At 72.6% G+C, this 24,979-nt stretch carries 13 protein-coding genes and 1 pseudogene; 13 read left to right on the top strand and 1 reads right to left on the bottom strand.

The genetic code is table 11. From position 1 onward, the window contains the following. The first annotated feature begins 249 nt into the window (after positions 1-249). The 10 genes and pseudogenes from P1V51_22705 to P1V51_22750 all read left to right on the top strand — a co-directional run bounded on the left by P1V51_22705 (position 250) and on the right by P1V51_22750 (position 19,825). Entirely contained in the window at positions 250-10,332 is a 10,083-nt protein-coding gene (locus P1V51_22705; protein ID MDF1565864.1) for a MopE-related protein, read from the top strand. Then, positions 10,332-10,799 carry a macro domain-containing protein gene (locus tag P1V51_22710; GenBank protein ID MDF1565865.1) on the top strand — a complete coding sequence of 156 codons (468 nt, stop codon included), beginning with the start codon at positions 10,332-10,334 and terminating at the stop codon, positions 10,797-10,799. The genes P1V51_22705 and P1V51_22710 overlap by 1 nt, the downstream gene beginning before the upstream one ends. A 38-nt stretch (positions 10,800-10,837) precedes the next feature. Beyond that, the gene (gene fdhD / locus P1V51_22715; GenBank protein ID MDF1565866.1) at positions 10,838-11,680 is read left to right on the top strand and encodes a formate dehydrogenase accessory sulfurtransferase FdhD; all 843 of its coding nucleotides are present in this window, start codon (positions 10,838-10,840) and stop codon (positions 11,678-11,680) included. A gap of 12 nt (positions 11,681-11,692) precedes the next feature. Beyond that, on the top strand, positions 11,693-13,207 hold the full coding sequence (locus P1V51_22720; protein ID MDF1565867.1) for an NADH-ubiquinone oxidoreductase-F iron-sulfur binding region domain-containing protein: 1,515 nt from the start codon (positions 11,693-11,695) through the stop codon (positions 13,205-13,207). Then, positions 13,204-15,300 (top strand): annotated as a pseudogene (locus P1V51_22725) (molybdopterin-dependent oxidoreductase). The gene P1V51_22720 and the pseudogene P1V51_22725 overlap by 4 nt, the downstream one beginning before the upstream one ends. Positions 15,301-15,366: 66 nt before the next feature. Further along, positions 15,367-15,915 (top strand): molybdopterin dinucleotide binding domain-containing protein, encoded by a 549-nt coding sequence (locus tag P1V51_22730; GenBank protein ID MDF1565868.1) that lies wholly within the window; start codon positions 15,367-15,369, stop codon positions 15,913-15,915. Then, positions 15,896-16,339 (top strand): hypothetical protein, encoded by a 444-nt coding sequence (locus P1V51_22735; protein ID MDF1565869.1) that lies wholly within the window; start codon positions 15,896-15,898, stop codon positions 16,337-16,339. The genes P1V51_22730 and P1V51_22735 overlap by 20 nt, the downstream gene beginning before the upstream one ends. Before the next feature lie 8 nt (positions 16,340-16,347). Next, the gene (gene efp / locus P1V51_22740; GenBank protein ID MDF1565870.1) at positions 16,348-16,914 is read left to right on the top strand and encodes an elongation factor P; all 567 of its coding nucleotides are present in this window, start codon (positions 16,348-16,350) and stop codon (positions 16,912-16,914) included. Positions 16,915-17,129: 215 nt separating this feature from the next. Next, positions 17,130-18,332 carry a thiolase family protein gene (locus P1V51_22745; protein ID MDF1565871.1) on the top strand — a complete coding sequence of 401 codons (1,203 nt, stop codon included), beginning with the start codon at positions 17,130-17,132 and terminating at the stop codon, positions 18,330-18,332. A gap of 20 nt (positions 18,333-18,352) precedes the next feature. After that, positions 18,353-19,825, top strand: a complete 1,473-nt coding sequence (locus P1V51_22750; GenBank protein ID MDF1565872.1) for an ATP-binding protein — start codon at positions 18,353-18,355, stop codon at positions 19,823-19,825. Positions 19,826-20,064: 239 nt separating this feature from the next. Here P1V51_22750 and P1V51_22755 read toward each other — a convergent pair whose 3' ends face one another. Continuing rightward, positions 20,065-20,523, bottom strand: a complete 459-nt coding sequence (locus P1V51_22755; GenBank protein ID MDF1565873.1) for a caib/baif family protein — start codon at positions 20,521-20,523, stop codon at positions 20,065-20,067. A gap of 77 nt (positions 20,524-20,600) precedes the next feature. On the opposite strand from P1V51_22755, the gene P1V51_22760 reads away from it, so the two are divergent. From P1V51_22760 to P1V51_22770, 3 genes are all read left to right on the top strand, one after another. Continuing rightward, positions 20,601-22,634 (top strand): UvrD-helicase domain-containing protein, encoded by a 2,034-nt coding sequence (locus P1V51_22760; protein MDF1565874.1) that lies wholly within the window; start codon positions 20,601-20,603, stop codon positions 22,632-22,634. A 61-nt stretch (positions 22,635-22,695) separates the two neighbouring features. Next, a complete protein-coding gene (locus P1V51_22765; protein ID MDF1565875.1) occupies positions 22,696-24,207 on the top strand; it encodes a FliG C-terminal domain-containing protein in 1,512 nt (503 codons plus the stop codon). Then, complete coding sequence (locus P1V51_22770; GenBank protein ID MDF1565876.1) at positions 24,204-24,971, top strand: hypothetical protein; 768 nt, start codon at positions 24,204-24,206, stop codon at positions 24,969-24,971. The genes P1V51_22765 and P1V51_22770 overlap by 4 nt, the downstream gene beginning before the upstream one ends. Positions 24,972-24,979: the final 8 nt, after the last annotated feature.

Genomic DNA, 24,979 nt, shown 5'->3' on the forward strand with positions numbered 1-24,979 from the left:
ATCGCTGCCGGGGGTCGCGCGAGCCTCGTCGAGCTCGGGGTCGAGGGGGGGGAGGGGAGGCGGTGGGCTGCCGATGGCCGGGGTGCTCATGGGGTGACGCTCTGGCAAGGTCCGTGCCGCGCCGCCGGCTGCCGGGATCCGGTGGCTCTCCGGGCCGGGACCGGTCCGGCTCCCGGACGAGCGGCCCGGTGCCGCTACCGCCTGCTCGCTCGCTAGGCGAAGCCGGCCCCCGGTTGCTAGGGTCCGAAGATGCAGCGTTCAGGCTCCCGGATCGTTCGCGAGTGGCTCCCGCTCGTCTTCCTCGCCTCCATCCTGGCCCTCACGGGCTGCAACTGCGGGGAGGGCACCCTCGGGAACTGCCCCGCGGAGCGCTGCGACAACATCGACAACGACTGCGACGGCCAGACCGACGAGCTCGAGCTCTGGGAGGCCAAGGGCGAGAGCTGCAGCGTGGGCGTGGGCGCCTGCGCCTCCGGCGGCGTCTTCATCTGCAACCCCGACGATCGCCTGGGCCCGCTGACCTGCTCCGGCACGCCGGGCCAGGCCGGCGTCGAGGTCTGCAACGGGCTCGACGACGACTGCGACGGCCTCACCGACGAGGAGCCGGAGTGGTCGAACCTGAACCAGCTCTGCACCGTGACCATGGGCGGCTGCGTCGCGAACGGCATCTTCGTCTGCGACCAGCTCAACCCCACCGGGCTGACCCTCTGCTCGGCCACTCCGGGGCCGCCGGTGGTCGAGGTCTGCGACGGCTTCGACAACGACTGCGACGGTGACACCGACGAGGAGGCGATCTGGGCCGACCTCGGGGAGCAGTGCACGACCGGCGTGGGGTCCTGCGAGCGGGCCGGCATCCGGGGCTGCGACCCGGGCGACCCCACCGGGGCGACGATCTGCCTGGCCGTCGGCGGCAGCGAGGGCGTCGAGGTCTGCAACGGCGTCGACGACGACTGCGACGGCGAGACGGACGAGGACCTGGCCTGGGCGGACAAGGGGCAGCCCTGCGTGCTGGGGATCGGGGCCTGCGAGGCGCCCGGCATCCGGATCTGCGACCCGGGGAACGCGGCCGGGCCGACGATCTGCAACGCCATCCCCGGCAGCGGGGTGGCCGAGGTCTGCAACGGGCTGGACGACGACTGCGACGGGCAGACCGACAACGGCGCCCTCTGGGCCGGCAAGTTCGGGCCCTGCACGGTGGGCGTCGGCGCCTGCACCGCGGCGGGCCTGATGGTCTGCGACCCGGCCGATCCCACCGGGGCCCTGGTCTGCAACGCCGTGGCGGGCTCGCCGAGCGCCGAGGCCTGCAACGGCCTGGACGACGACTGCGACGGCCAGGCCGACGAGGACGCCCTCTGGCTGACCCTCGGCGACATCTGCAACGTGGGCATCGGCCAGTGCCGGGCGACCGGCGTCGAGATCTGCGACGTGGGCAACCCCGGCGGCGCCACGATCTGCTCGGTGAGCTCGGGGGCGGCCGGCTCCGAGATCTGCAACGGGCTGGACGACGACTGCGACGGGCAGACCGACGAGGAGGCGACCTGGTCCGACCTGGGCACCGTCTGCACCGTGGGCGTGGGCGTCTGCGAGCGGACGGGCGTCCGGCGCTGCGACGGGACCGATCCGGCGGGCGCGACGATCTGCGACGCCACCGCGGCGCCGGCGGGGGTCGAAGTCTGCAACGGGCTGGACGACGACTGCGACGGGCAGACCGACGAGGACGCCACCTGGGCCGACCTGGGCACGGTCTGCAGCGTGGGTGAGGGAACCTGCGAGCGCAGCGGCGTGCGGATCTGCGATCCGGGCGCCCCGGCGGGGCCGACGATCTGCAACGCCTCCCCCGGGAGCACCGGCGCCGAGGTCTGCGACGGCCTGGACAACGACTGCGACGGGCAGACCGACGAGGACGCCCCCTGGGCCAACAAGGGGCAGGTCTGCAACGTCGGCGCCGGCGGCTGCCAGGAGAGCGGCACCTTCATCTGCGACCCCACCGCGCCGGCCGATCCGACGATCTGCTCGGCGAACCCCGCGCCGCCGGGCACCGAGATCTGCGACGGCCTGGACAACGACTGCGACGGGCAGACCGACGAGGATCTCCTCTGGGTCGATCTGGGCACCATCTGCCGGGTCGGGCAGGGGGTCTGCGAGGCCGTGGGCATCAAGGTCTGCGATCCCGGCGCCCCCCTCGGCGCGACGATCTGCTCGGCCACCGCCGGGGCGCCCGGCACCGAGACCTGCAACGGGCTGGACGACGACTGCAACGGCAGCATCGACGACGGCCCGGCCTGGGCCGATCGGGGTCAGGGCTGCACCGAGGGCGTGGGCGTCTGCGCCTCGGCCGGCGTGCGGATCTGCGACGGGGCGAACCCCGCCGGCCCCACGGTCTGCTCGGCCACCGCCGGGGCGCCCGGCACCGAGACCTGCAACGGGCTGGACGACGACTGCAACGGCAGCATCGACGACGGCGCCCTCTGGGGGGACAGGGGCACCGGCTGCACCGCCGGCACGGGGATCTGCTCCGCCGCGGGCGTGAAGGTCTGTGACCCCACCGACCCCTCGGGCGCGACGGTCTGCTCGGCGACGCCGGGCGCGCCGGGCAGCGAGGTCTGCAACGGCCTCGACGACGACTGCGACGGCGCCATCGACGACGGCGCCCTCTGGTCCGATCTGGGCACGGGCTGCACCTCGGGGCAGGGGGTCTGCGCCACGGCCGGGGTGAAGGTCTGCGATCCGGGGAACGCGGCGGGGGCGACGGTCTGCTCCGCGAGCGCGGGGGCGCCGGAGGTCGAGGTCTGCAACGGCGTGGACGACGACTGCAACGGCAGCATCGACGACGGCGCCCTCTGGGCCAACAAGGGCCAGAGCTGCAAGGTGGGCGAGGGCGTCTGCGTCGAGTTCGGCGCCCGGATCTGCGATCCCGCAAACCCGGCGGGGGCGACGATCTGCTCGGGGACGCCGGGCACGCCCGGCACCGAGATCTGCAACGGGCTGGACGACGACTGCGACGGCAGCATCGACGAGGGCGCCCTCTGGGCGAACCTCGGCGACGGCTGCAGCGTGGGCACCGGCGTCTGCGTGGAGTACGGCTCGCGGATCTGCGACCCGGCGAACGCGGCGGGCGCGACGATCTGCTCGGCGACGCCCGGCGCGGCCGGCCTCGAGATCTGCAACGGGCTGGACGACGACTGCGACGGCAGCATCGACGAGGGGGTCCTCTGGGCGGACCGGGGCCAGGGCTGCACCGCCGGCACCGGCATCTGCGCCGCGGCCGGGGTGAAGATCTGCGACGCGGCGGACCCCACGGGCGCCACCGTCTGCTCGGCCGCGCCCGGCCCCGGAGGCGTCGAGGTCTGCAACGGGCTGGACGACGACTGCGACGGGGTGATCGACGACGGCGCGCTCTGGGCGGACAAGGGGACGGGCTGCACCTCGGGGGTCGGGGTCTGCGCCGAGGCCGGCTCCCGGATCTGTGACGCCGCCAACCCCTCCGGCCCGACGATCTGCTCGGCGACGCCGGGCACGCCGGGCACCGAGGTCTGCAACGGGCTGGACGACGACTGCGACGGCGCGATCGACGACGGCGCGCTCTGGGCGGACCGCGGCACCGGCTGCACCGTGGGCGTGGGCACCTGCTCCGCGGCCGGGGTGAAGGTCTGCGATCCGGGGAACGCGGCCGGGGCGACGGTCTGCTCGGCGACGCCGGGCGCGCCGGGCAGCGAGGTCTGCAACGGGCTGGACGACGACTGCGACGGCGCGATCGACGACGGCGCGACCTGGGCCGACCTGGGCCAGGGCTGCACCGTGGGCGTGGGTACCTGCTCCGCGGCCGGGGTGAAGGTCTGCGATCCGGGGAACGCCGCCGGGGCGACGGTCTGCTCGGCGACGCCGGGCGCGCCGGGCACCGAGACCTGCAACGGCCTCGACGACGACTGCGACGGGGCGATCGACGACGGCGCGCTCTGGGCCGACCTCGGCAGCGGCTGCACCTCCGGGCAGGGTGTCTGCGCCCAGGCCGGCTCGCGGATCTGCGATCCGGGGAACGCGGCGGGGCCGACGATCTGCTCGGCGACGCCGGGCGCGCCGGGCACCGAGGTCTGCAACGGCCTCGACGACGACTGCGACGGGACCATCGACGACGGCGCGCTCTGGGCGGATCTGGGCACCGGCTGCACCTCGGGGCAGGGCATCTGCGCCGCGGCCGGGGTGAAGGTCTGCGATCCGGGCGCCCCGGCGGGGGCGACGGTCTGCTCGGCGACCGCCGGCGCGCCGGGCACGGAGGTCTGCAACGGCCTCGACGACGACTGCGACGGAGTGATCGACGACGGCCCCCTCTGGGCCGACAAGGGCACGGGCTGCACCTCCGGCGTCGGAGTCTGCCTGGAGAGCGGCGCCAAGGTCTGCGACGCCGGGAACCCGGCGGGCCCCACCGTCTGCTCGGCGATCGCCGGCACGCCCGGGACCGAGGTCTGCAACGGCCTCGACGACGACTGCGACGGGGCCATCGACGACGGCGCCCTCTGGGCGACCCTGGGCGACGGCTGCACCGTGGGCACCGGCGTCTGCTCCGAGGCCGGCTCCCTGATCTGCGACGCGGGGAACCCCGCGGGTCCGCCGGTCTGCTCGGCGACGCCGGGCGCGCCGGGCACCGAGGTCTGCAACGGACTGGACGACGACTGCGACGGCAGCATCGACGAGGGTGCGCTCTGGGCGGACCGGGGCACGGGCTGCACCTCCGGCGCCGGCGTCTGCTCGGCGGCGGGCGTGAAGGTCTGCGATCCGGGCGCCCCGGCGGGCGCGACGATCTGCTCGGCGACGCCGGGCGCGCCGCAGACCGAGGTCTGCAACGGGCTGGACGACGACTGCGACGGCAGCATCGACGAGGGCGCCCTCTGGGCGGACCGGGGCGAGGGCTGCACCTCGGGCCTGGGCATCTGCGCCGCCGCCGGCGTGAAGGTCTGTGATCCCGGCGCCCCGGCGGGGGCGACGGTCTGCTCGGCGACGCCGGGCGCGCCGCAGACCGAGGTCTGCAACGGCCGCGACGACGACTGCGACGGCGCCATCGACGACGGCGCCCTCTGGGTGGACCTGGGGGAGGGCTGCAGCGCCGGCACCGGCGAGTGCATCGAGTTCGGGTCGAAGATCTGCGATCCGGGCGACCCCGCCGGCGCGACGATCTGCTCGGCGACGCCGGGCGCGCCGGGCGTCGAGGTCTGCAACGGCCTGGACGACGACTGCGACGGCAGCCTCGACGAGGGGGCGCTCTGGGCCGACCTGGGTGACGGCTGCAACGTGGGCACCGGCCTGTGCCTCGAGTACGGCTCGAAGATCTGCGACCCGGGCGACCCCGCCGCGGCGACGATCTGCTCGGCGACGCCGGGCGCGCCAGGCGTCGAGGTCTGCAACGGCCGGGACGACGACTGCGACGGCAGCATCGACGAGGGCGTCCTCTGGGCCGACCTGGGCGAGGGCTGCACGGCGGGCACCGGCGTCTGCTCGGCCGCCGGGGTGAAGGTCTGCGATCCGGGCGCGCCGGCGGGCGCGACGGTCTGCTCGGCGACGCCCGGGGCCCCGGGCACCGAGGTCTGCAACGGCCTGGACGACGACTGCAACGGGACGATCGACGACGGCGCCCTCTGGGCGGACAAGGGCGAGGGCTGCGCGGTGGGCACCGGCGTCTGCCTGGAGTACGGCTCGCGGATCTGCGATCCGGGGAACGCGGCGGGGCCGACGATCTGCTCGGCGACGCCGGGCGCGCCGGGCACCGAGGTCTGCAACGGCCTGGACGACGACTGCGACGGGACGATCGACGACGGCGCCCTCTGGGCCGACAAGGGCACCGGCTGCACCGCCGGCACCGGCATCTGCGCCGCGGCGGGCGTGAAGGTCTGTGATCCGGGGAACGCGGCCGGGGCGACGGTCTGCTCGGCGACGCCGGGCGCGCCGGGCACCGAGGTCTGCAACGGCGTGGACGACGACTGCGACGGCAGCATCGACGAGGGCGCCTCCTGGGCGGACCTCGGCCAGGGCTGCAGCGCGGGCACCGGCGTCTGCGTGGAGTACGGCTCGCGGATCTGCGATCCGGGGAACGCGGCGGGGCCGACGATCTGCTCGGCGACGCCGGGCGCGCCGGGCACGGAGGTCTGCAACGGCCTGGACGACGACTGCGACGGGACGATCGACGACGGCGCCCTCTGGGCCGACAAGGGCACCGGCTGCACCGCCGGCACCGGCATCTGCGCCGCGGCGGGCGTGAAGGTCTGTGATCCGGGGAACGCGGCCGGGGCGACGGTCTGCTCGGCGACGCCGGGCGCGCCGGGCACGGAGGTCTGCAACGGCCTGGACGACGACTGCGACGGCGGCATCGACGAGGGCGCCAGCTGGGCGGACCTCGGCCAGGGTTGCAGCGCGGGCACGGGGATCTGCGTGGCCTACGGCTCGAAGGTCTGCGACCCGGGCGACCCTGCCGCGCCGACGGTCTGCTCGGCGACGCCGGGCGCGCCGGGCACCGAGATCTGCAACGGCCTCGACGACGACTGCGACGGGACGATCGACGATGGCGCCCTCTGGGCGGACCGGGGCACCGGCTGCACCGCGGGCACCGGCATCTGCGCCGCGGCCGGGGTGAAGGTCTGCGATCCGGGGAACGCGGCCGGCGCGACGGTCTGCTCGGCCACCCCCGGCCCCTCGGGCACGGAGGTCTGCAACGGCCTGGACGACGACTGCGACGGCAGCATCGACGAGGGCGCCACCTGGGCGGACCTCGGCCAGGGCTGCAGCGCGGGCGCCGGCATCTGCCTGGAGTACGGCTCGCGGATCTGCGATCCGGGGAACGCGGCGGGGCCGACGATCTGCTCGGCGACGCCGGGCGCGCCGGGCACCGAGGTCTGCAACGGCCTGGACGACGACTGCGACGGGACGATCGACGACGGCGCCCTCTGGGCGGACCGGGGCACCGGCTGCACCGCGGGCGCCGGCATCTGCGCGGCGGCCGGCGTGAAGGTCTGCGACGCGGGCGACCCCGCCGGCGCGACGGTCTGCTCGGCCACCCCCGGCCCCGCCGGCACCGAGGTCTGCAACGGCCTGGACGACGACTGCGACGGGACGATCGACGACGGCGCCCTCTGGGCGGACAAGGGCACGGGCTGCACCGCGGGCCTGGGGATCTGCGAGGCCGCCGGGGTGAAGGTCTGCGATCCGGGCGCGCCGGCGGGCGCGACGATCTGCTCGGCCACCCCCGGCCCCTCCTCGACCGAGGTCTGCAACGGCCTGGACGACGACTGTGACGGCGCCATCGACGATGGCGCCCTCTGGGCGGACAAGGGCACGGGCTGCACCTCCGGGGTCGGCGTCTGCTCCGAGGCCGGCGTGAAGATCTGCAACGCCGGCGACCCCGGCGGCGTGACGATCTGCTCGGCCGTCCCGGGTGCGCCGGGTACGGAGGTCTGCAACGGCCTGGACGACGACTGCGACGGGACGATCGACGACGGCGCCCTCTGGGCGGACAGGGGCACGGGCTGCACCTCGGGGGTGGGCATCTGCGAGGCCGCCGGGGTGAAGGTCTGCGACGCCGGCGATCCCACGGGCGCGACGGTCTGCTCGGCGACGCCGGGGGCCGCGGGCACGGAGGTCTGCAACGGCCTCGACGACGACTGCGACGGGTCGATCGACGACGGTCCGCTGTGGACCGACAAGGGCCAGAGCTGCATCTCGGGCGTGGGCATCTGCGCGGCGGCCGGGGTGAAGATCTGCGACACCGGCGCCCCCGCCGGCGCGACGGTCTGCTCCGCCACGCCGGGTAGCCCGGGCACGGAGACCTGCAACGGGCTGGACGACGACTGCGACGGGACCCCCGACGACAACCTCAGCGCCGCGTCCTGCGCCAACCAGAACGGCGTCTGCTCGGGTTCGACCCAGCTCTGCGGGGGCACCGCCGGCTGGCTTCCCTGCGACGCCGGCAGCTACGGGGCCGACTACGAGACCAACGAGTACAGCTGCGACGCGCTGGACAACGACTGCGACGGCAGCACCGACGAGAGCCTGGTCGGGGCCTCCTGTCCTCTGCAGCAGGGGGTCTGCGCCGGCGTCCGGCAGGCCTGCTCGGGTGGGACCTGGCAGGCCTGCGACTACGGTCCGGCCTACCAGGCCGCCGAGGCCACCTGTGACGGCCTCGACAACGACTGCGACGGCGCGGTGGACGAGAGCCTCACCGGGGCGCTCTGCCCGCTGCAGGAGGGCGTCTGCGCCGGGGCGCGGCAGGTCTGCGCCGGGGCCTCCGGCTGGCTCGCCTGCAACGCCGGCAGCTACGGGGCCGACTACGAGGTCAGCGAGATCAGCTGCGACGGCCTCGACAACGACTGCGACGGCGTCACCGACGACGTCGACCTCGATGGTGATGGCCACGTGGACTTCGCCTGCGGCGGCGACGACTGCGAGGACCTCAACCCGCTGGTCTTCACCGGCGCCGAGGAGCTCTGCGGCGACGGCATCGACAACGACTGCAACTTCATCGCCGAGGACCGGGACGAGGACGGTGACCTGCACATCGACGTGGCCTGCGCGACCTACGGCGGCGCGCTGCCCATCGACGACTGCAACGACGCCTCGGCCCTGGCCAACCCCGACGAGACCGAGACCTGCGGCGACGGCCTCGACAACGACTGCAACGGTAGCATCGACGACGTGGATCTCGACGGTGACAAGCGCATCGACGTCGCCTGCGGGGGGGTCGACTGCGACGACAGCGACGCCGCCGTGCACCCCGGCGCGGTCGAGCTCTGCGACGGCAAGGACAACGAGTGCAACGGGGTGATCGACGACAAGGACCGGGACGTCGACGGCCACGTGGACGTGGCCTGCGTGCTCTACACCGGCGGCCTGCCCGTCGATGACTGCGACGACGCCAACGTCGGCGTGAACCCCGACATGGACGAGGTCTGCGGCAACGCCCTGGACGAGGACTGCTCGGGCGCCACCAACGACAAGGACGTGGACGGCGACGGCGCGGTGGACACCGATCCTCTCTGCGGCGGCCTCGACTGCGACGACGACGATCCGATGACCTACCCGGGGGCGCCCGAGGTGCTCGACGGCCGGAACAACGACTGCGACGCCGATGGCCGGGCCGACGAGGGGCTGGTCGCGGCGGGCCAGGTGATCGTCACCGAGATCTTCTACGACTCCTCGCAGACGCCGGACGAGAACTACGAGTGGTTCGAGGTCTTCAACCCGGGCGACCGGCCGGTGAACCTGCGGCAGTGGCTGCTGCGGGATCAGCCCGGCATCTCCCAGGAGATCGCGGTCATCAGCGCCGACGTGATCGTCCCGCCGCGGGGCTTCGCCACCCTCTGCCGCACCGGCGATCCCCTCTACAACGGTGGGGTCACCTGCGACTACGAGTACGGCTACATGCAGCTGGCCAACAGCGCGGACGAGCTGATCCTCGAGTTCGAGGGCGTGCTCGTGGACGAGATCTGGTACGGCGGCGCCGGCTGGCCCTCGGCCACCACCGGCTCGCTCAACCTCGATCCGGATCAGTACTTCGCCGACAACAACACCTCGGGGCCCTGGTGCAACCACCCGGCCGGCCCCCCCGAGCTGGCCAACGGCGACGACTGCAGCCCCGGGATCTCGAACATCTCCTGCACCCTCCCCATCGACGACCCGCAGGTCGTGGCGGTCCACCCCGACAAGGGCATCGAGGGCGGCGGCACCGAGGTCATCATCGTCGGCTCGGGCTTCTCCGGCGCCACCGACGTGCAGGTCGACGGCTCGAGCTGCAGCGCCTGGGTGGTCGACAGCGACGATCAGATCACCTGCACCGTCCCGCCGGGCACCGCGGGCACGGTGAACGTGACCATCGTGGAGGGCGCCACGAGCGACACCCTCAGCGCGGGCTTCACCTACACCCGCGAGGCCAGCTCCAACCCCGAGACGGTGAACGCGATCTCCATCGATCGGCCGGCCACCCTGGACGTGATCCGCGATCGCTGGTGCGAGGGGATCTTCGGCCTGGTCGAGGAGGGCGGCACCACCGGCGGCGGCTGCCCGGCCGGGCGGGAGTACGCGCCGGGCGCCCTCATCGCCGAGGTGGGCTACGGCACCCTCTCCACCGACCCGCGGACCGACGGCTCGTGGATCTGGTTCCCCTCCTTCTGCGCGCAGTCCATCGGCTCGGCCGACGAGTTCGTGGGCACCCTGAAGGTCTCGACCCCGGGCACCTACAGCTACGGCTTCCGGGTGAGCGTCGACGGCGGCGACACCTGGAACTACGGCGACCTCGACGGCAGCGGCAACGGCTTCTCGGCCGCGCAGCTCGGCGTGATGCTGGTGAGATGATCGAGGCGAAGATCGTGGAGGGCGACCTCCTCAACCAGGAGGTCGAGGTCATCGTCAACGCCTGGAACCGCAACCTGATCCCCTGGTGGCTGCTCCTGCCCCAGGGGGTCTCGGGGGCGATCAAGAAGCGGGGCGGCGCCGCCCCTTTTCGGGAGATCGCGAGGGGTGGGGCGATGCCCCTGGGCAGCGCCCGCCTCTCGGGGCCCGGGCGGCTCCCCTTCCGGGCGATCATCCACGTGGCGGGCATCGACCTGCTCTGGCGGGCCTCGCGGGCCTCGATCCAGGGCTCGGTGGAGAGCGCCATGGCCCTGGTCGAGCAGGAGGGCTTCGCCAGCGTGGCCTTCCCCGTCATCGGCGCGGGCTCGGGCAGCTTCGACGAGGAGGGCGCGCTCCGGCTCATGCAGGAGGCGCTCGCCGGCCTCTCGAGCCGGGCCGAGGTCCGCATCGTCCGCTTCCGCCGCGGATGACGCTGGCCTTCGGGGCCGGTCGGGACGAGACTCCTCCCATGGCTGATGGACCCGTCACCGAGGTGGAGGTGCAGCGCCACGGCCGCGAGCCCGGGCGCCGGGAGGACCGGGTGGTGGTCGAGGAGCCGATGGAGATCCGCCTCGAGTTCGGCCCCCTCGAGGCCCGGCTGGGCAAGAGCGTGAGCATCACCATGCGCACCCCGGGCGAGGACTTCGAGCTGGCCTCCGGACTCCTCTTCTCCGAGGGCATCATCGAGAGCGCCGCCGAGCTGAAGGGCGTCGAGCGCTGCGGGCCTCCCGCCGCCGGGAGGAGCGAGAGCAACGTGGTGAAGGTGAGCCTCTCGCCCGAGGCCGAGATCGATCCGGTGCGGCTGCAGCGCAACCTGATCTCGTCGTCGGCCTGCGGGGTCTGCGGCAAGGCCAGCCTGGAGGCGGTGGTGCCCGCCGAGCCGGTGGGGCCGGTGCCGGCGGGGCCGCGCCTGTCGGCGGCGACGATCCAGGCCTGGCCCGCCCGCCTGCGCGAGGGGCAGGACGCCTTCGCCGCCACCGGCGGAGTTCACGCCGCCGGGGTCTTCACGCCCGGCGGGGAGCTCGCCCTGCTGCGCGAGGACGTCGGCCGCCACAACGCCGTGGACAAGGTGGTGGGCGCGCTCCTCGCCCGCGGCGAGCTCCCGGTGGGCGAGCGCTGCCTGGTGGTCAGCGGCCGCACCAGCTTCGAGATCCTCCAGAAGGCGATCCGGGCGGGCTTCCCGGTGGTCGCCGGCGTGGGGGCACCCTCGAACCTCGCCATCGAGCTCGCCCGCCGCTTCGGCCTCACCCTCCTGGGCTTCCTGCGAGAGGATGGCTTCAACGTCTACGCCGGAGAGGAGCGGGTGGAGTAGGCTAGCGGGGGGGTGAGAAAGAAGGGCGCCAGACCGGAGGAGATCCTCCCCTCCCTCGCCGAGAAGGGCGGGGTGCTCGGTGGAAGCGTGCGCGAGGTCTCTCGGGAGACCGGCGTCCCCGAGGCCGAGGTCTGGGGCGCGGGCACCTTCTACGGGCTGCTCGCCGAGCCGGGCGAGCGGGTGCGGGTCTGCGGCGGCCTCTCCTGCCACCTGGCCGGCACCGATCGCCTCTGCGACGACCTGCGGGCCGAGGGGCACACCGTCGAGCAGGTGAGCTGCCTGGGCCGCTGCGACCAGGCCCCCGCCGCCCTCGACCCCTCCCTCGAGCTCCTCTCGGGGGTCGAGCCCGGGCGGGTGCTGCCCGCCGACCGGGAGCTCCCGATCGATCTGGGGGGGCCGGACTACGGCGGCTACACCGCCCTGGAGCGCGCCCGCGACCTGGGCCCGGCGGCGGTGATCGACCTCGTCGAGGCCGCCGGCCTGCAGGGGCGCGGCGGCGCCGCCTTCCCGGCACACCTGAAGTGGCGCGCGGTGCGGGCCGCCCGGGACGCGACCCGCTACCTGGTGGTGAACGCCGACGAGGGCGAGCCGGGCACCTTCAAGGACCGCGAGGTGATGCTGCGTCGGCCGCACCGCCTGCTCGAGGGCGCCGCCATCGCCGCCGAGGCCGTCGGCGCCCGGGAGATCGTCCTCTACCTGCGCGGTGAGTTCCTCGACTGCGCCCGCAGCCTGGAGCGGGCGCTGGAGGAGGCCCTGCCGGCGCTGGCCGGCCTGACGCTGCACCTGCACCTGGGCCACGGCGCCTACATCTGCGGCGAGGAGACGGCGCTCCTCGAGTCCCTGGAGGGCCGGCGCGGCGAGCCCCGCCTCAAGCCTCCCTTCCCCACCGAGGCGGGCCTCCGGGGACGGCCCACCCTCATCCACAACGTCGAGACCCTCGCCTGCCTGCCCTTCGTCCTCACCGAGGGCGGGGAGGCCTTCCGCGCTCTGGGCCGCACCGAGCCCGGCACCAAGCTCTACTGCGCCTCCGGGGCGGTGAAGCGGCCCGGGGTCTACGAGCTGCCCCTGGGCGTGACCCTCGACGAGCTGGTCGAGGCGGCTGGCGGCTACCGAGGCACGCCCCGGGCCTTCTCCCCCGGCGGCGCCTCCTCCGGCTTCCTGCCGATGCGCGAGCGCGGCCGCCCCCTGGACGTGAAGCACCTGGCCGAGGTCGGCTCGATGCTCGGCAGCGCCGGGGTGGTGGTGCTGCCGGACACCGTCGATCTGCTGGAGGCGGCGCGGGTGCAGCTCGCCTTCTTCGCCGCCGAGAGCTGCGGGCAGTGCGCGCCCTGCCGGATCGGCACCCGCTTCCTCCTGCAGGCCGCCACCCGCTTCGCCGGAGGCGAGGCCGCGGCGCTGGCCCACGCCGGGGACGTGGCCTGGGAGATGGCCGAGGGCTCGATCTGCGGGCTGGGGATGAGCGCCGCGAGCCCCCTGACCAGCCTGCAGCGGCACTTCCCCGAGCTCTTCGAGGGAGGCGAGGGATGAGCCGGCGCCTCTCGATCCGGCTGGACGGCCGCGAGGTCGCGGCGCAGGAGGGCGAGACCCTCCTCACCGTCGCCCGCCGCGAGGGGATCGCGATCCCCACCCTCTGCCACGACGACCGCCTCGCGCCGGCGGGCGCCTGCCGGGCCTGCCTGGTCGAGGTCGAGGGTGAGCGGCGGCTCCAGCCGGCCTGCACCTACCCGGTCCGTGACGCCCTCGCGGTCGAGACCGCCAGTGCGCGGGTGAAGCGGCACCGCGAGGTGCTCTTCGGCCTCTACCTCGCCGATCACCGCCTCGACGCCGGCGGCCAGCCGGTGGAGACCCCCAACGGCAACGCCCTGCGGGCGCTCGCGGCCGAGCACGGCGCGCTGCCCCTCGCCGGCCTGCCGATGCTGCGGCGCGGCCGGCCCGAGGACCCCAACCCCTACCTCAAGTTCCGGCCCGAGCTCTGCCTGGTCTGCGGGCGCTGCACCCGCTACTGCGACGAGGTCGAGGGCGTCAGCGCCATCGCCCTGGGCTGGCGCGGCGGCGAGACCACGGTGGCCACCGCGGGGATGCGCGGGCTGCTCGAGACGACCTGCGAGCTCTGCGGCGGCTGCATCGACACCTGCCCCACCGGCGCCCTCGTCGAGCGCAAGCCCCCCGCCTCCCTGCGGCCCGGAGACACGGAGAAGGTCCGCAGCACCTGCAACTACTGCGGGGTGGGCTGCCAGCTCGATCTCCACGTGAAGGGCGGGCGGCTCTTGAAGGTGACGAGCCCCGCGCCGGGCACCACCGTCAACGACGGGAACCTCTGCGTGAAGGGGCGCTTCGCCCACGACTTCGTCCACCACCCCGAGCGGCTGACGACGCCGCTGGTGCGCGGCGAGGACGGGGAGCTGCACCCGGCGACCTGGAGCGAGGCCCTCGACCGGGCGGCGAGGGGGCTCCTGGCCGTGAAGAAGCGCCACCACGCCGGGGCCCTGGGCTTCGTCTCCTCGAGCCGCTGCACCGGCGAGGAGAACTACCTGATGCAGAAGCTGGCCCGGGCCGCCTTCGGGACCAACAACTGTCATCAGTGCGCGGCCACCTGACACGCCCCGACGGTCGCCGGTCTGGTGACCATGTTCGGTGCGGGCGCGATGACCAACTCCATCCCGGAGATCCGGGACGCGGAGCTCCTCTTCGTCATCGGCTCGAACACCACCGAGGCGCACCCGATCATCGCCATGGAGATGAAGCGGGCGGTGCAGCGGGGCGCGCGGCTGATCGTGGCCGACCCCCGGGCGATCTGGCTCACTCAGATCGCGGATCTCCACCTCCCCCTGCGCCCGGGCACCGACGTCTGGCTGCTCAACGCCATGGCCCACGTGATCCTCGCCGAGGGGCTCGAGGACGCCCGCTTCGTCGCCGAGCACACCGAGGGCCTGCCCGCCCTGCGGGAGGCCGTGAAGGAGTACAGCCCCGAGGCCGCCGAGGTGGTGACGGGGCTGCCCGCCGGGCAGATCCGCGAGGCGGCGCGCGCCTACGCGACGACGCGGAGGGCCGGCGTCTACTACACGCTGGGCATCACCGAGCACACCCACGGCACCGACAACGTCTACGCCCTGGCGAACCTCGTTCTGATGACCGGCCACCTCGGCGTGCGCTCCGCGGGGATGAACCCCCTGCGCGGTCAGAACAACGTCCAGGGCGCCAACGACGCGGGCGCCTCGCCGATCTTCCTGCCGGGCTACCAGCGGGTCGACGACCCGGAGGCCCGCGCGCGCTTCGGCGCGGCCTGGGGCGCCCCGGTGCCGGAGGAGGCCGGGCTGAACCTCAACGCGATGATGAAGGCGATCGGCGAGGAGGTGAAGGGCCTGCTGGTGATGGGGGAGGACCTGCTGGTCTCCGAGCCCAACGTCGGCCGCCTCGAGGAGGCCTTCAACGGGCTCGAGTTCCTGGTGGTGCAGGACATCTTCCCCAACGAGACGATGCGCTTCGCCGACGTCGTCCTGCCGGCCGCCTCCTTCGCCGAGAAGGACGGGGTCTTCACCAACAGCGACCGCCGGGTGCAGCTCGTCCGGAAGGCCGTCGAGCCTCCCGGCGAGGCCCGCGCCGACTGGGAGATCCTCTGTGACCTGGCCCGGGCGGCGGGCTACCCGATGCCCCACTACGCCTCGGCCGCCGAGATCTACGCCGAGATGGCCTCCCTCTCCCCGAAGTTCGCCGGCATCTCCCACGCCCGGATCGCGGCCGAGGGCGGGCTGCAGTGGCCCTGCCCCACGCCGGATCACCCCGGCACGCCCACCCTCCACGAGGGCGGACCGATCATCGGCAAGGCGACCTTCCAGCCGGTGGCCTACCGGCCCAGCGCCGAGGTGGAGGACGTGGAGTACCCCTTCCTCCTCTCCACCGGCCGCACCCTCTACCAGTACAACGCCGCCACCCAGACCCGCCGGGATCCGGGCACCGCCCTGAAGGACGGGGTCTGCTTCCTCGAGATGCATCGCCACGACGCGAAGGTGGCCGGCCTCGAGGACGGCCAGCGGGTGCGGGTCAGCTCCCGTCGCGGCAGCGTCGAGGCTCGCCTCTCGGTCTCGAGCCGGGTGCGCCCCGGCCGGGTCTGGATGCCCTTCCACTACGCCGAGGCCCGGGCGAACCTCCTGACCAACGACGCCGGGGACACCGTCACCGGGACGGCCGAGTACAAGGTCTGCGCCGTGAAGGTCGATGGGCTCGGCGACGCGTAGGGAGAGCCTGGCCCCCGAGTTCCTCCGGCCGGCGCCCCTCCTGGCGGTGGCCGTGCTCGCCCTGAACGACCACTGGCTCAAGGGCGCGGACCTCCTGCCCGGCTGGCTGACCGGCAAGCTCTCCGACCTCGCCGGCCTCTTCTTCTTCCCCCTCTTCCTCTCGGCGCTGGTGGGCCTCCTCACCCGCCGCCCGCCGGGCACGCGCCGCCTGGCGGTCTGCGCCGGGATCACCGCGCTCGCCTTCACCGCGCTGCAGCTCTGGCCGGCCTTCCGGAGCCTCTACCTCGACCTGCACCGGGCGCTGCTCCCCTCCTGGCACTTCACGGTCACCGCGGATCCCACCGACCTGCTCGCCCTGCCGATGTGCGCCCTGGCCTTCTGGTACGGACACCGTCGATTGACAGCGGCGACCGCCGGAGATTGATAGGGCGCATGACTCCTGCATCCGAACTGAAGCGTGGCCACCGCATCCAGGTCGACGGCGAGGCCTTCGCCGTCATCGACGTCGCCCAGCAGACCGCGACCGCCCGCGGCGGCGGCACCCTGGTCCGCCTCAAGCTGCGGAACTTGCGGACCGGCCAGCTCCTCGACCGGGCCTTCAAGGGCACCGAGCGCCTGCCCCAGCCCGACTTCGAGCGGCGACAGGTGCAGTTCCTCTACCAGGAGGGGGATCAGGTCTTCCACTTCATGGACACGAGCTCCTACGAGCAGTTCTCCATGGAGCGCGATCGGATCGCCGACGAGGTCGGCTACCTCAAGCCCGAGGACGAGGTGCGCGGCAACTTCCTCGACGGGGTCTGCATCGGCTTCGAGCTGCCCACCTCGGTCGAGCTCAAGGTCGTCGAGACCGAGCCCGGCTCCCAGGGCGACACCGTGAGCAAGGTGATGAAGCCCGCGACCCTCGAGACCGGGATCATCGTGCCGGTGCCCCTCTTCGTGAACGAGGGGGACGTGATCGTCGTCGACACCCGCGAGGCGCGCTACGTCAAGCGAGCCTAGCGGTCCATCGTTGGCCGGAGTTCGGCTGCGCTCGGAGGGCGGCGGTCTCCTTGCAGGCAGCTCTCGGCTGTCAGCTATCAGCCCTCAGTCGCGTGGCTCACGTGTCGACAGCTGACAGCTGACAGCTGACAGCTGACAGCTGGACCACCGCGCCTCGGAACGGACTCTGTCGCCGCTCTTCAAGCCTCTCGTCGCCGGGTGTACCCTCGCCCGCCATGAACGACGCTCTCATCTGCTCCGCCCTCCGCACCCCCATCGGCCGCATCCGCGGCGGCCTCTCGGACGTGCGCCCCGACGATCTCCTCGCGCTGGCCATCGAGAAGGTGGTCGAGCAGTCGGGCGTCCCTCCCGAGGTGATCGACGACGTCTACGGCGGCTGCGCGAACCAGGCCGGCGAGGACAACCGCAACGTCACCCGGATGGCGCTGCTCATCGCCGGCCTGCCCGACTCGGTGCCTGGCGTCACGATCAACCGCCTCTGCGCCAGCAGCCTCGAGGCGGTGAACCAGGCCGCCCGGGCGATCAAGCTCGGCGAGGAGTCGGTCTGCATCGCCGGCGGCGTCGAGTCCATGAGCCGGGCGCCCTGGTCCATGCCCAAGCCCGCGATGGGGTACCCCTCGGGGAACGTCACCGTCTACGACACGGCGCTGGGCTGGCGCTACCCGAACCCTAAGCTCGAGGCCCGCTTCCCCCTCGAGGGGATGGGTGAAACCGCCGAGAACCTGGTCGAGAAGTACGGCATCGGCCGGGAGGAGCAGGACGAGTTCGCCTTCCAGTCCCACCAGAAGGCGCTGAAGGCCCAGGAGTCGGGCGCCTTCGAGGCCGAGATCATCCCGGTCTCGGTGCCCCAGCGAAAGAAGGACCCGATCGTCGTCGACCGGGACGAGGGCCCCCGCGCCGACACCACCCGGGAGAAGCTCGCCAGCCTCAAGCCCGTCTTCCGCAAGGGCGGCAGCGTGACCGCCGGCAACTCCTCCACCCTCAACGACGGCTCGGCGGCCCTGCTCCTGGCCTCGCCCGAGGCGGCGAAGGCGCACGGCCTGAAGCCCCTCGCCCGGGTGGTGGCCTCGGCCGCCGCCGGCGTGGATCCGCGGCACATGGGCATCGGCCCGGCGCCGGCCACCCGCAAGGCGTTGAAGCTCGCCGGCTGGTCGCTGGCGGACATCGAGCTGGCCGAGCTGAACGAGGCCTTCGCCGCTCAGTCGCTGGCGGTCCTGCGCGAGCTCGAGCTCGATCCCGCGATCGTGAACGTGAACGGCGGCGCCATCGCCCTGGGGCACCCCCTGGGGCAGTCCGGCGCGCGGATCCTGGTGACCCTGATCCACGCCCTGAAGGCGCGCGGCAAGCGCCGGGGCCTCGCCACCCTCTGCGTCGGAGTCGGTCAGGGCGTCGCGACCCTGGTCGAGCTGATCGACTAGCCCGAGATCCGGATTGCCCGATGAGTGAGCCTGGTCCAGAGCAGCATCTGCTGGAGGAGGACGCCGAGCGCTTCCGCACGCTCTACGAGCACGCTCCGGTGATGATCGACTCCTTCGACGCAGAGGGGCGCTGCCTCCTCTGGAACCGGGAGTGCGAGCGGATGCTCGGCTGGACGCGGGAGGAGCTGGAGGCGCTGAAGGATCCGCTGCGGGTCTTCTACCCGGACGAGGTGGAGAGGAACCGGGTGCTCGCCTCCATCAACCGGGCGGACGGGCAGTACCGGGAGTACCAGGTCGTCGCCAAGGACGGCTCGATCCGGCGGCAGCTCTGGGCGGACTTCCGCTTGCCCACCGGCGAGGCCCTCTCGGTGGGGCACGACGTCACCGAGCAGCGGCAGATGGAGGTCCAGCTCCGCCACACCCAGAAGCTCGACGCCCTCGGCCGCCTCTCCGGGGGCATCTCCCACGACTTCAACAACCTGCTCACCGTCGTCCTGGTCAACACCCAGCTCCTCGAGCGCCTCGTCGGTGACTCGCCCGCGGCGCTGGAGCGCACCACCGAGATCCAGCGGGCGGCGCGGCGGGGCGGGGAGCTGGTGCGCAAGCTCATGGCCTTCGGCCGCAAGGAGATGCTGCACTTCGAGCCCCTCGATCTCCCGACCCTGGTGAGGGATCTCGCGGGCACCCTGCGGCGCCTCATCCCCGAGCGCATCGAGATCGAGCTCGAGCTGGCCGAGGACACCCCCTACGTGCGCGCCGACGCGGGCGCCATCGAGCAGATCATCATCAACCTGGCCACCAACGCCCGGGACGCCATCGAGGGCCAGGGCATCCTGCGGATCGAGACCTTCCGCTGGTCGGGGCCCGAGCGGGACCTCGCGGTCATGGCCGTGAGCGACTCGGGGCCGGGCCTCTCCGTGACCGAGCGCGACCGGATCTTCGAGCCCTTCTTCACCACCAAGCCCCCGGGCGAGGGCTCGGGGATGGGGCTGGCGATGGTCTACGGTCTGGTGCAGCAACACGGCGCCGAGATCGAGGTCACGGAGACCGGCGCCCGGGGGACGACCCTCGAGGTGCGCTTCCCCGAGGAGCTCTCCGCCCCCCTGATCCCGCCGGCCTCCAGCACCACGCTGCCCGAGGAGCGGACCGCGACCGTGCTGATCGTCGAGGACGAGCGCGCCCTGCGGGAGGCCGCCCGGGCGGTGCTGGTGGCCGAGGGCCACCGGGTGCACGTGGCCGGCAACGGCGAGCAGGCCCTCGCCCTGCTGCGGGAGAACCCCGAGGTGGACCTGATCCTCTCGGACGTGGTCATGCCGCGGATGGGGGGCCTCGAGCTCTACGAGCGCCTGGGGGGCGCCGAGGGCCGCTACCGCTTCGTCCTGACCACCGGCTACCCCGGGATGATCCTCGACGAGGGGCTCGGCGCGACCATCCTGCGCAAGCCCTGGTCGCTCGACGGGCTGATCGAGTGCGTGCGGCAGGCGCTGGCGTGAGGGCGTGGCGACGAGTCACGAGTGCTGGCCGTCTCGGCTCGGTGCCTCGGTGATCGGCGGCGGGAGTCGGGGGAGGCTGCGAGCTTCGAGCTATGAGCTACGAGCCTTGAACCCTGGAACACATCCGTGAGCCTTGTTGCTCACAGCTCGTAGCTCACAGCTCACAGCCCCCGCCCGACAGGTCGGGAACGGCACACCACGGCGAGCCGCAGCCAGGATCCGCAGAAAGGCAGCGGTGACTACTTGATCCCCAGCGCCCGCTTCAGCTTCTTCACCGTCGCGAAGTAGGTGCTCCGGTCGTAGGGCACGTTCAGGATGTGGAAGTCGGCCTTCTGCAGGCCGACGCAGCCGAAGCAGTAGCTGCAGTCGGAGCAGCGGGTGCAGAGCTCGAGGTAGGCCGAGCCCACGCAGCTCTCGCAGCCGGTGCAGTGGGTGCAGGCGTTGCAGCGGACGCACTCGACGCACTGGTTACAGTGGGTGCACTCCTGGCAGTCCTCGCAGTAGTTGCAGCGGTAGCAGGCGTTGCAGCCCTTGCAGAACATGCAGGACGCACAGTCCTTGCACTCCCGGACCTCGTAGCAGGCGATGTTCGCCGCGGCCTCGGCGTGCTCCTTCCGGAGGGCCTCGAGGGCCCGCAGGAACCCGTTGCGATCGAGAGGAGGGAGCCCGTCCTCGCCTTCCAGGGGCTGGTCTGCCATGCGGGGTCTTTGCCACGCCCGGGCCCTCTTCCGCAAGAGTGGCATTCCTCCGCCGCCGCTCTATCCTGGCGTGCCCCGTGATCGATCTCTCGCACCTCAACCCCGAACAGCGCGCCGCCGTCGAGAAGACGGAGGGGCCGCTGCTCGTGCTCGCCGGCGCGGGCTCCGGCAAGACGCGGGTGGTGGTGCACCGCATCGCGCACCTGCTCGACAAGCGGGTGAAGCCCGAGGCCATCCTGGCGGTGACCTTCACCAACAAGGCGGCCGGCGAGATGCGCGAGCGGGTCGCCGATCTGGTGGGCAAGAAGAAGGCCGAGCGCCTGACGGTCTCGACCTTCCACGCCTTCGGCCTCTCCCTCCTGCGGGAGCACATCGACGCGCTCGGCTGGCCCGCGCGCTTCTCGATCTACGACACCCAGGATCAGCTGGCCCTCCTGCGCCGCCTGATGTCCACCCTGCGGGCGGGGCAGGACTTCGATCTGAAGCGCCTGCTCTCCCACATCTCCCTGGCCAAGAACGCCGGCGTGAGCCCCGAGCTCTTCGAGCGGGTGGCCAACACCGAGGACGCCTACGAGCTGGTCCTCTGCGATCTCTACCCCCGCTACCAGCGGGCCCTGAAGGCGCAGGGGGCCGTCGACTTCGACGATCTGATCCTCTTGCCCCTCGAGCTCCTCGAGCGCCACCCCTCGGTGCGGGAGCAGGTGCACGCCCGCTACCAGTACTTCATGGTCGACGAGTACCAGGACACCAGCCACGTGCAGGTGCGCCTGCTCCAGGCGCTGGCCCACACCGGGAACGTCTGCGCGGTGGGCGACGACGACCAGTCCATCTACGCCTGGCGCGGCGCGAAGCCCGAGAACATCCTGGAGTTCGAGCGCACCTTCCCCGGCGCGGTGGAGGTGAAGCTCACCCGCAACTACCGCTCGACCCGGGCCATCCTCGAGGCCGCGAACGCGGTGATCGCCCTGAACACTGATCGCCGGGGCAAGGAGCTCTGGACCGAGACCCCGACCACCGAGCCGATCCGGGTGGTGGTCCTCGACGACGAGCTCGAGGAGGCCGAGTTCGTCGCCGAGCGCATCGACGAGTTCGTCTACGAGCAGCGCCGTAGCCGGGACGACATCGCCGTGCTCTACCGGACCAACGGGCAGGGCTCGACCCTCGAGGAGGCCCTGCGGGCCCACAAGCACCCTTACCGGATGGTGGGGGGCACCCGCTTCTTCGACCGCAAGGAGGTCCGCGACGCGCTGGCCTACCTGCGGGTGGCCGCGCGGCCCGAGGACGAGGTCAGCCTGCGGCGGATCATCAACACCCCGCCTCGCGGCATCGGCGACACCACCCTCGAGCGCCTCGGGCAGGAGAGCCGGAGCAGCGGGCAGCCCCTCTGGAGTGTGCTGAAGCGGGCGGCCTCGGTGGCGGGCTGCGAGAAGGCCGCGCCCGCGGTGGCCGAGTTCGTCGAGCTGATCGAGCTCCACCGCAAGGCCATGCGGGGCAAGGGCCTGAAGGGTGGGGTCCACGACTTCTTCGAGGCGGCCGGGGCCTACGAGGCCGCCGGCGCGGGCCTCAAGAGCCTGGACGCTCGGGACGCGAAGGTGGCCAACGTCGCCTCCCTGGTGCAGTCCATCGAGCGCTACTGCGAGGGCAGCAAGCGGCCGGACCTGATGGAGTACCTGCGCCGGGTGGCCCTCGACGGGCGCGACGAGGACGAGGCCGAGGACGGCGGCCAGGGTCAGCTCACCCTCCTGACCCTCCACGCCGCCAAGGGGCTGGAGTTCCCGGTGGTCTTCCTGGTGGGGATGGAGGAGGGCCTGCTCCCCCACGAGGGGATGGGCGGGCTGCCTCCGAACCTCCCCGAGGAGCGCCGCCTGGCCTACGTGGGCATCACCCGGGCCCGGGAGACCCTCTACCTGTGCCGGGCCAAGACCCGCGCCCGGCGCGGACGCCGGCAGGAGCGGGTGCCCTCCCGCTTCCTGGAGGATCTGCCCGCGGGGGCCTTCGAGATCCAGGACCGGACCGAACCTGCCGAAGCGACCGAGACGGAATATGGTGAAGGGCTAGCATTTTTTGCCGCGATGCAGCAAAAATTGGCCGCTGGCTCCCAGGATGAATGATCCGGGGGGTCGGCCGGTCGAACTGGGGGGCCTGTTCGGGCCCCTGGCGAGAGGTCACACCTTGAGAAAACGCTCCACGATCCAGATCCTCACCGCCCTGCTCCTCGCGTCGGGAGCCGGCGGCGCCCTCCTCGGCGCGCTCGCCGCCTCCCCCGCGTCCGCCCAGCCAGGCGAACGCTACGCCGAGGTCTTCTCCGAGAAGCTCAAGATCCAGCGGGATCTGCGGGAGCGCCTCCAGGAGACCCTCTCGCCCCTGGCCGAGCCCTTCCACATCTACGTCTCGGTCTCGGTGGAGGCCAAGGCCGAGGTGCGCAAGCTCATCGACAAGGAGACCACCCCGGGGATGCAGGTGGACATGGGCTCGGGGGAGTCCTTCAAGCTCCCGGGCCTGCCCACCGTGCAGGGGACCAAGCTCAAGGGCTCCCCCAAGGTGAACATCACGGTGCCCAGCCGGGAGAGCATCTCCACCCGGGAGACGATCCAGGCCAAGCTGCACGCGATCAAGGTCGAGGTGCGGCACCAGCCCGGCATCACCGAGGAGCGCCTGGCGCAGATGCACGAGGTGGCCGTGGGGGTCGCTGGCCTCGATCTGACGGGGGGCGACTCGATCGTCTTCGTCGAGATGGCCCGCAACGCCGCCGAGGAGGTCGAGTTGCTCTTCGCCCCCGATCTGATCCCGGTCATCATCATCTGCCTGACCATCCTGCTCTCGACCTTCATGCTGGCGATGGCCATCGGCCGCCGGAAGGTCCACACCACCGAGACCGCCGGAGCGGGCGGCGGGGCCGGCCCGAACTTCAGCGACGCCGCCGAGATCGAGCTCGAGGGTGACCCGGACGCGACCGGCAACGGCGCGATCATCGGGCACCTCGGCACCGGGTACTTCGGCTTCGTCTCGGAGCTGAACCACGACCAGCAGGTCGAGCTCTTCGCCACCCTCGAGCCCCAGGTGGCGGCCATCGTCATCGACTGCATCGGTGTCGCCGCCGGCGTCCTGCGGGAGGCCTTCGAGCAGGTCGAGGAGAAGCAGAAGCTGGCCCTGATCCGCGCCATGGCCGAGCCCCGGAAGGTGGAGACCGCCCGCATCGAGGCCATGGAGGCCGAGGTGCAGGCGACGGTCGACCAGATCAAGAGCCGGATCAAGATCGGCTCGGCGGCCTCGGCCACCGAGATCCTGGCGCTGACCTCCTCGGACGACACCCGGGCGATCCTCGAGGCCATCGGCGCCGAGAACCCCGCGCTGGCCGAGCAGCTGCGCTCGGGCCTCGTCCTCTTCGAGGACGTGCCCGGCCTGCCGGTCGCCCAGGTGCGCACCGCCGTCGCCGCCGCCGACCCGCACACCGTCGCGGTGGCCCTCCGCGGCGCCGATCCCGCCATCCGCAAGGCCATCCTGGAGTCGGTCTCCAAGCGCCTGGCGGCCTTCCTCGAGTCCGAGGAGCAGTACCTCGGCGAGGTCAGCGAGGAGCAGGTCGAGGAGGCCCGGCTGCAGTTCGAGGCCCACCTGCGCAGCTCCGGCAGCGCGAAGAAGCCGGCCTCGGCGGAGGCCTCGAAGGAAGCCGCGGGGGCCGCATGAAGCTCGTCGTCCTCTTTGTCGCCGGGATGGCCATGGGCAGCCTGCCCGACCGGGCCGGCCTGCGCGACGCCCTCTTCCACTATCCCAACGAGGCGGGCGAGACCGCGCCGGTGGGGGAGGACCTCGAGTGGGAGGGACAGGGCAAGGTGCAGGTCAAGTTCGCCCGCACCTACCAGGAGCGCCGGGACGCCGCCCTCACCAAGGTGGCGGACCGCCTGAAGATGCTCACCGACCTGCTGGCCACCGCCTCGGCCGCCGAGAAGAAGGCCGACAAGGAGGCCGCCCGCCTCAACCTCAAGGGCTACGCCGCCGACACCCTCGGCCAGAACGACGCCGACTTCGTCGAGGCCGTGACCTGGGAGGGCAAGCGGATCCGCATGCTCCAGCGGGCGATGAAGGGGGCCAAGGCCAAGAAGGAGGTCATCCCCGAGCTGCAGGGGGATCGCCTCGACAACGCCGCGGTGCTCATCGACAACGGCGTCCTCGAGGAGCGGGTGAAGCAGCAGTCGGAGGCCTACCGCCTGGTCGCCGAGAGCTACGCCGCCTTCCTCGACAACAAGCTCATCGACGCCATGAAGAAGATGGAGGAGGCGAGCAAGCTCCTCCCCGACGTCGGGCTGCCCCACGTGCTGATGGGCTCCTTCTACTTCCTCGCCCGGGACCAGGAGCAGGCCCTGAGCGAGTGGAAGAAGGCCCTCGAGCTCGATCCGGACAACGACGAGCTCAAGCAGATCATCGAGCAGTTCGCGAACCTCGACGAATAGAGAGACAG

Source organism: Deltaproteobacteria bacterium (assembly GCA_029210625.1).
Lineage (GTDB): Bacteria > Myxococcota > Myxococcia > SLRQ01 > SLRQ01 > JARGFU01.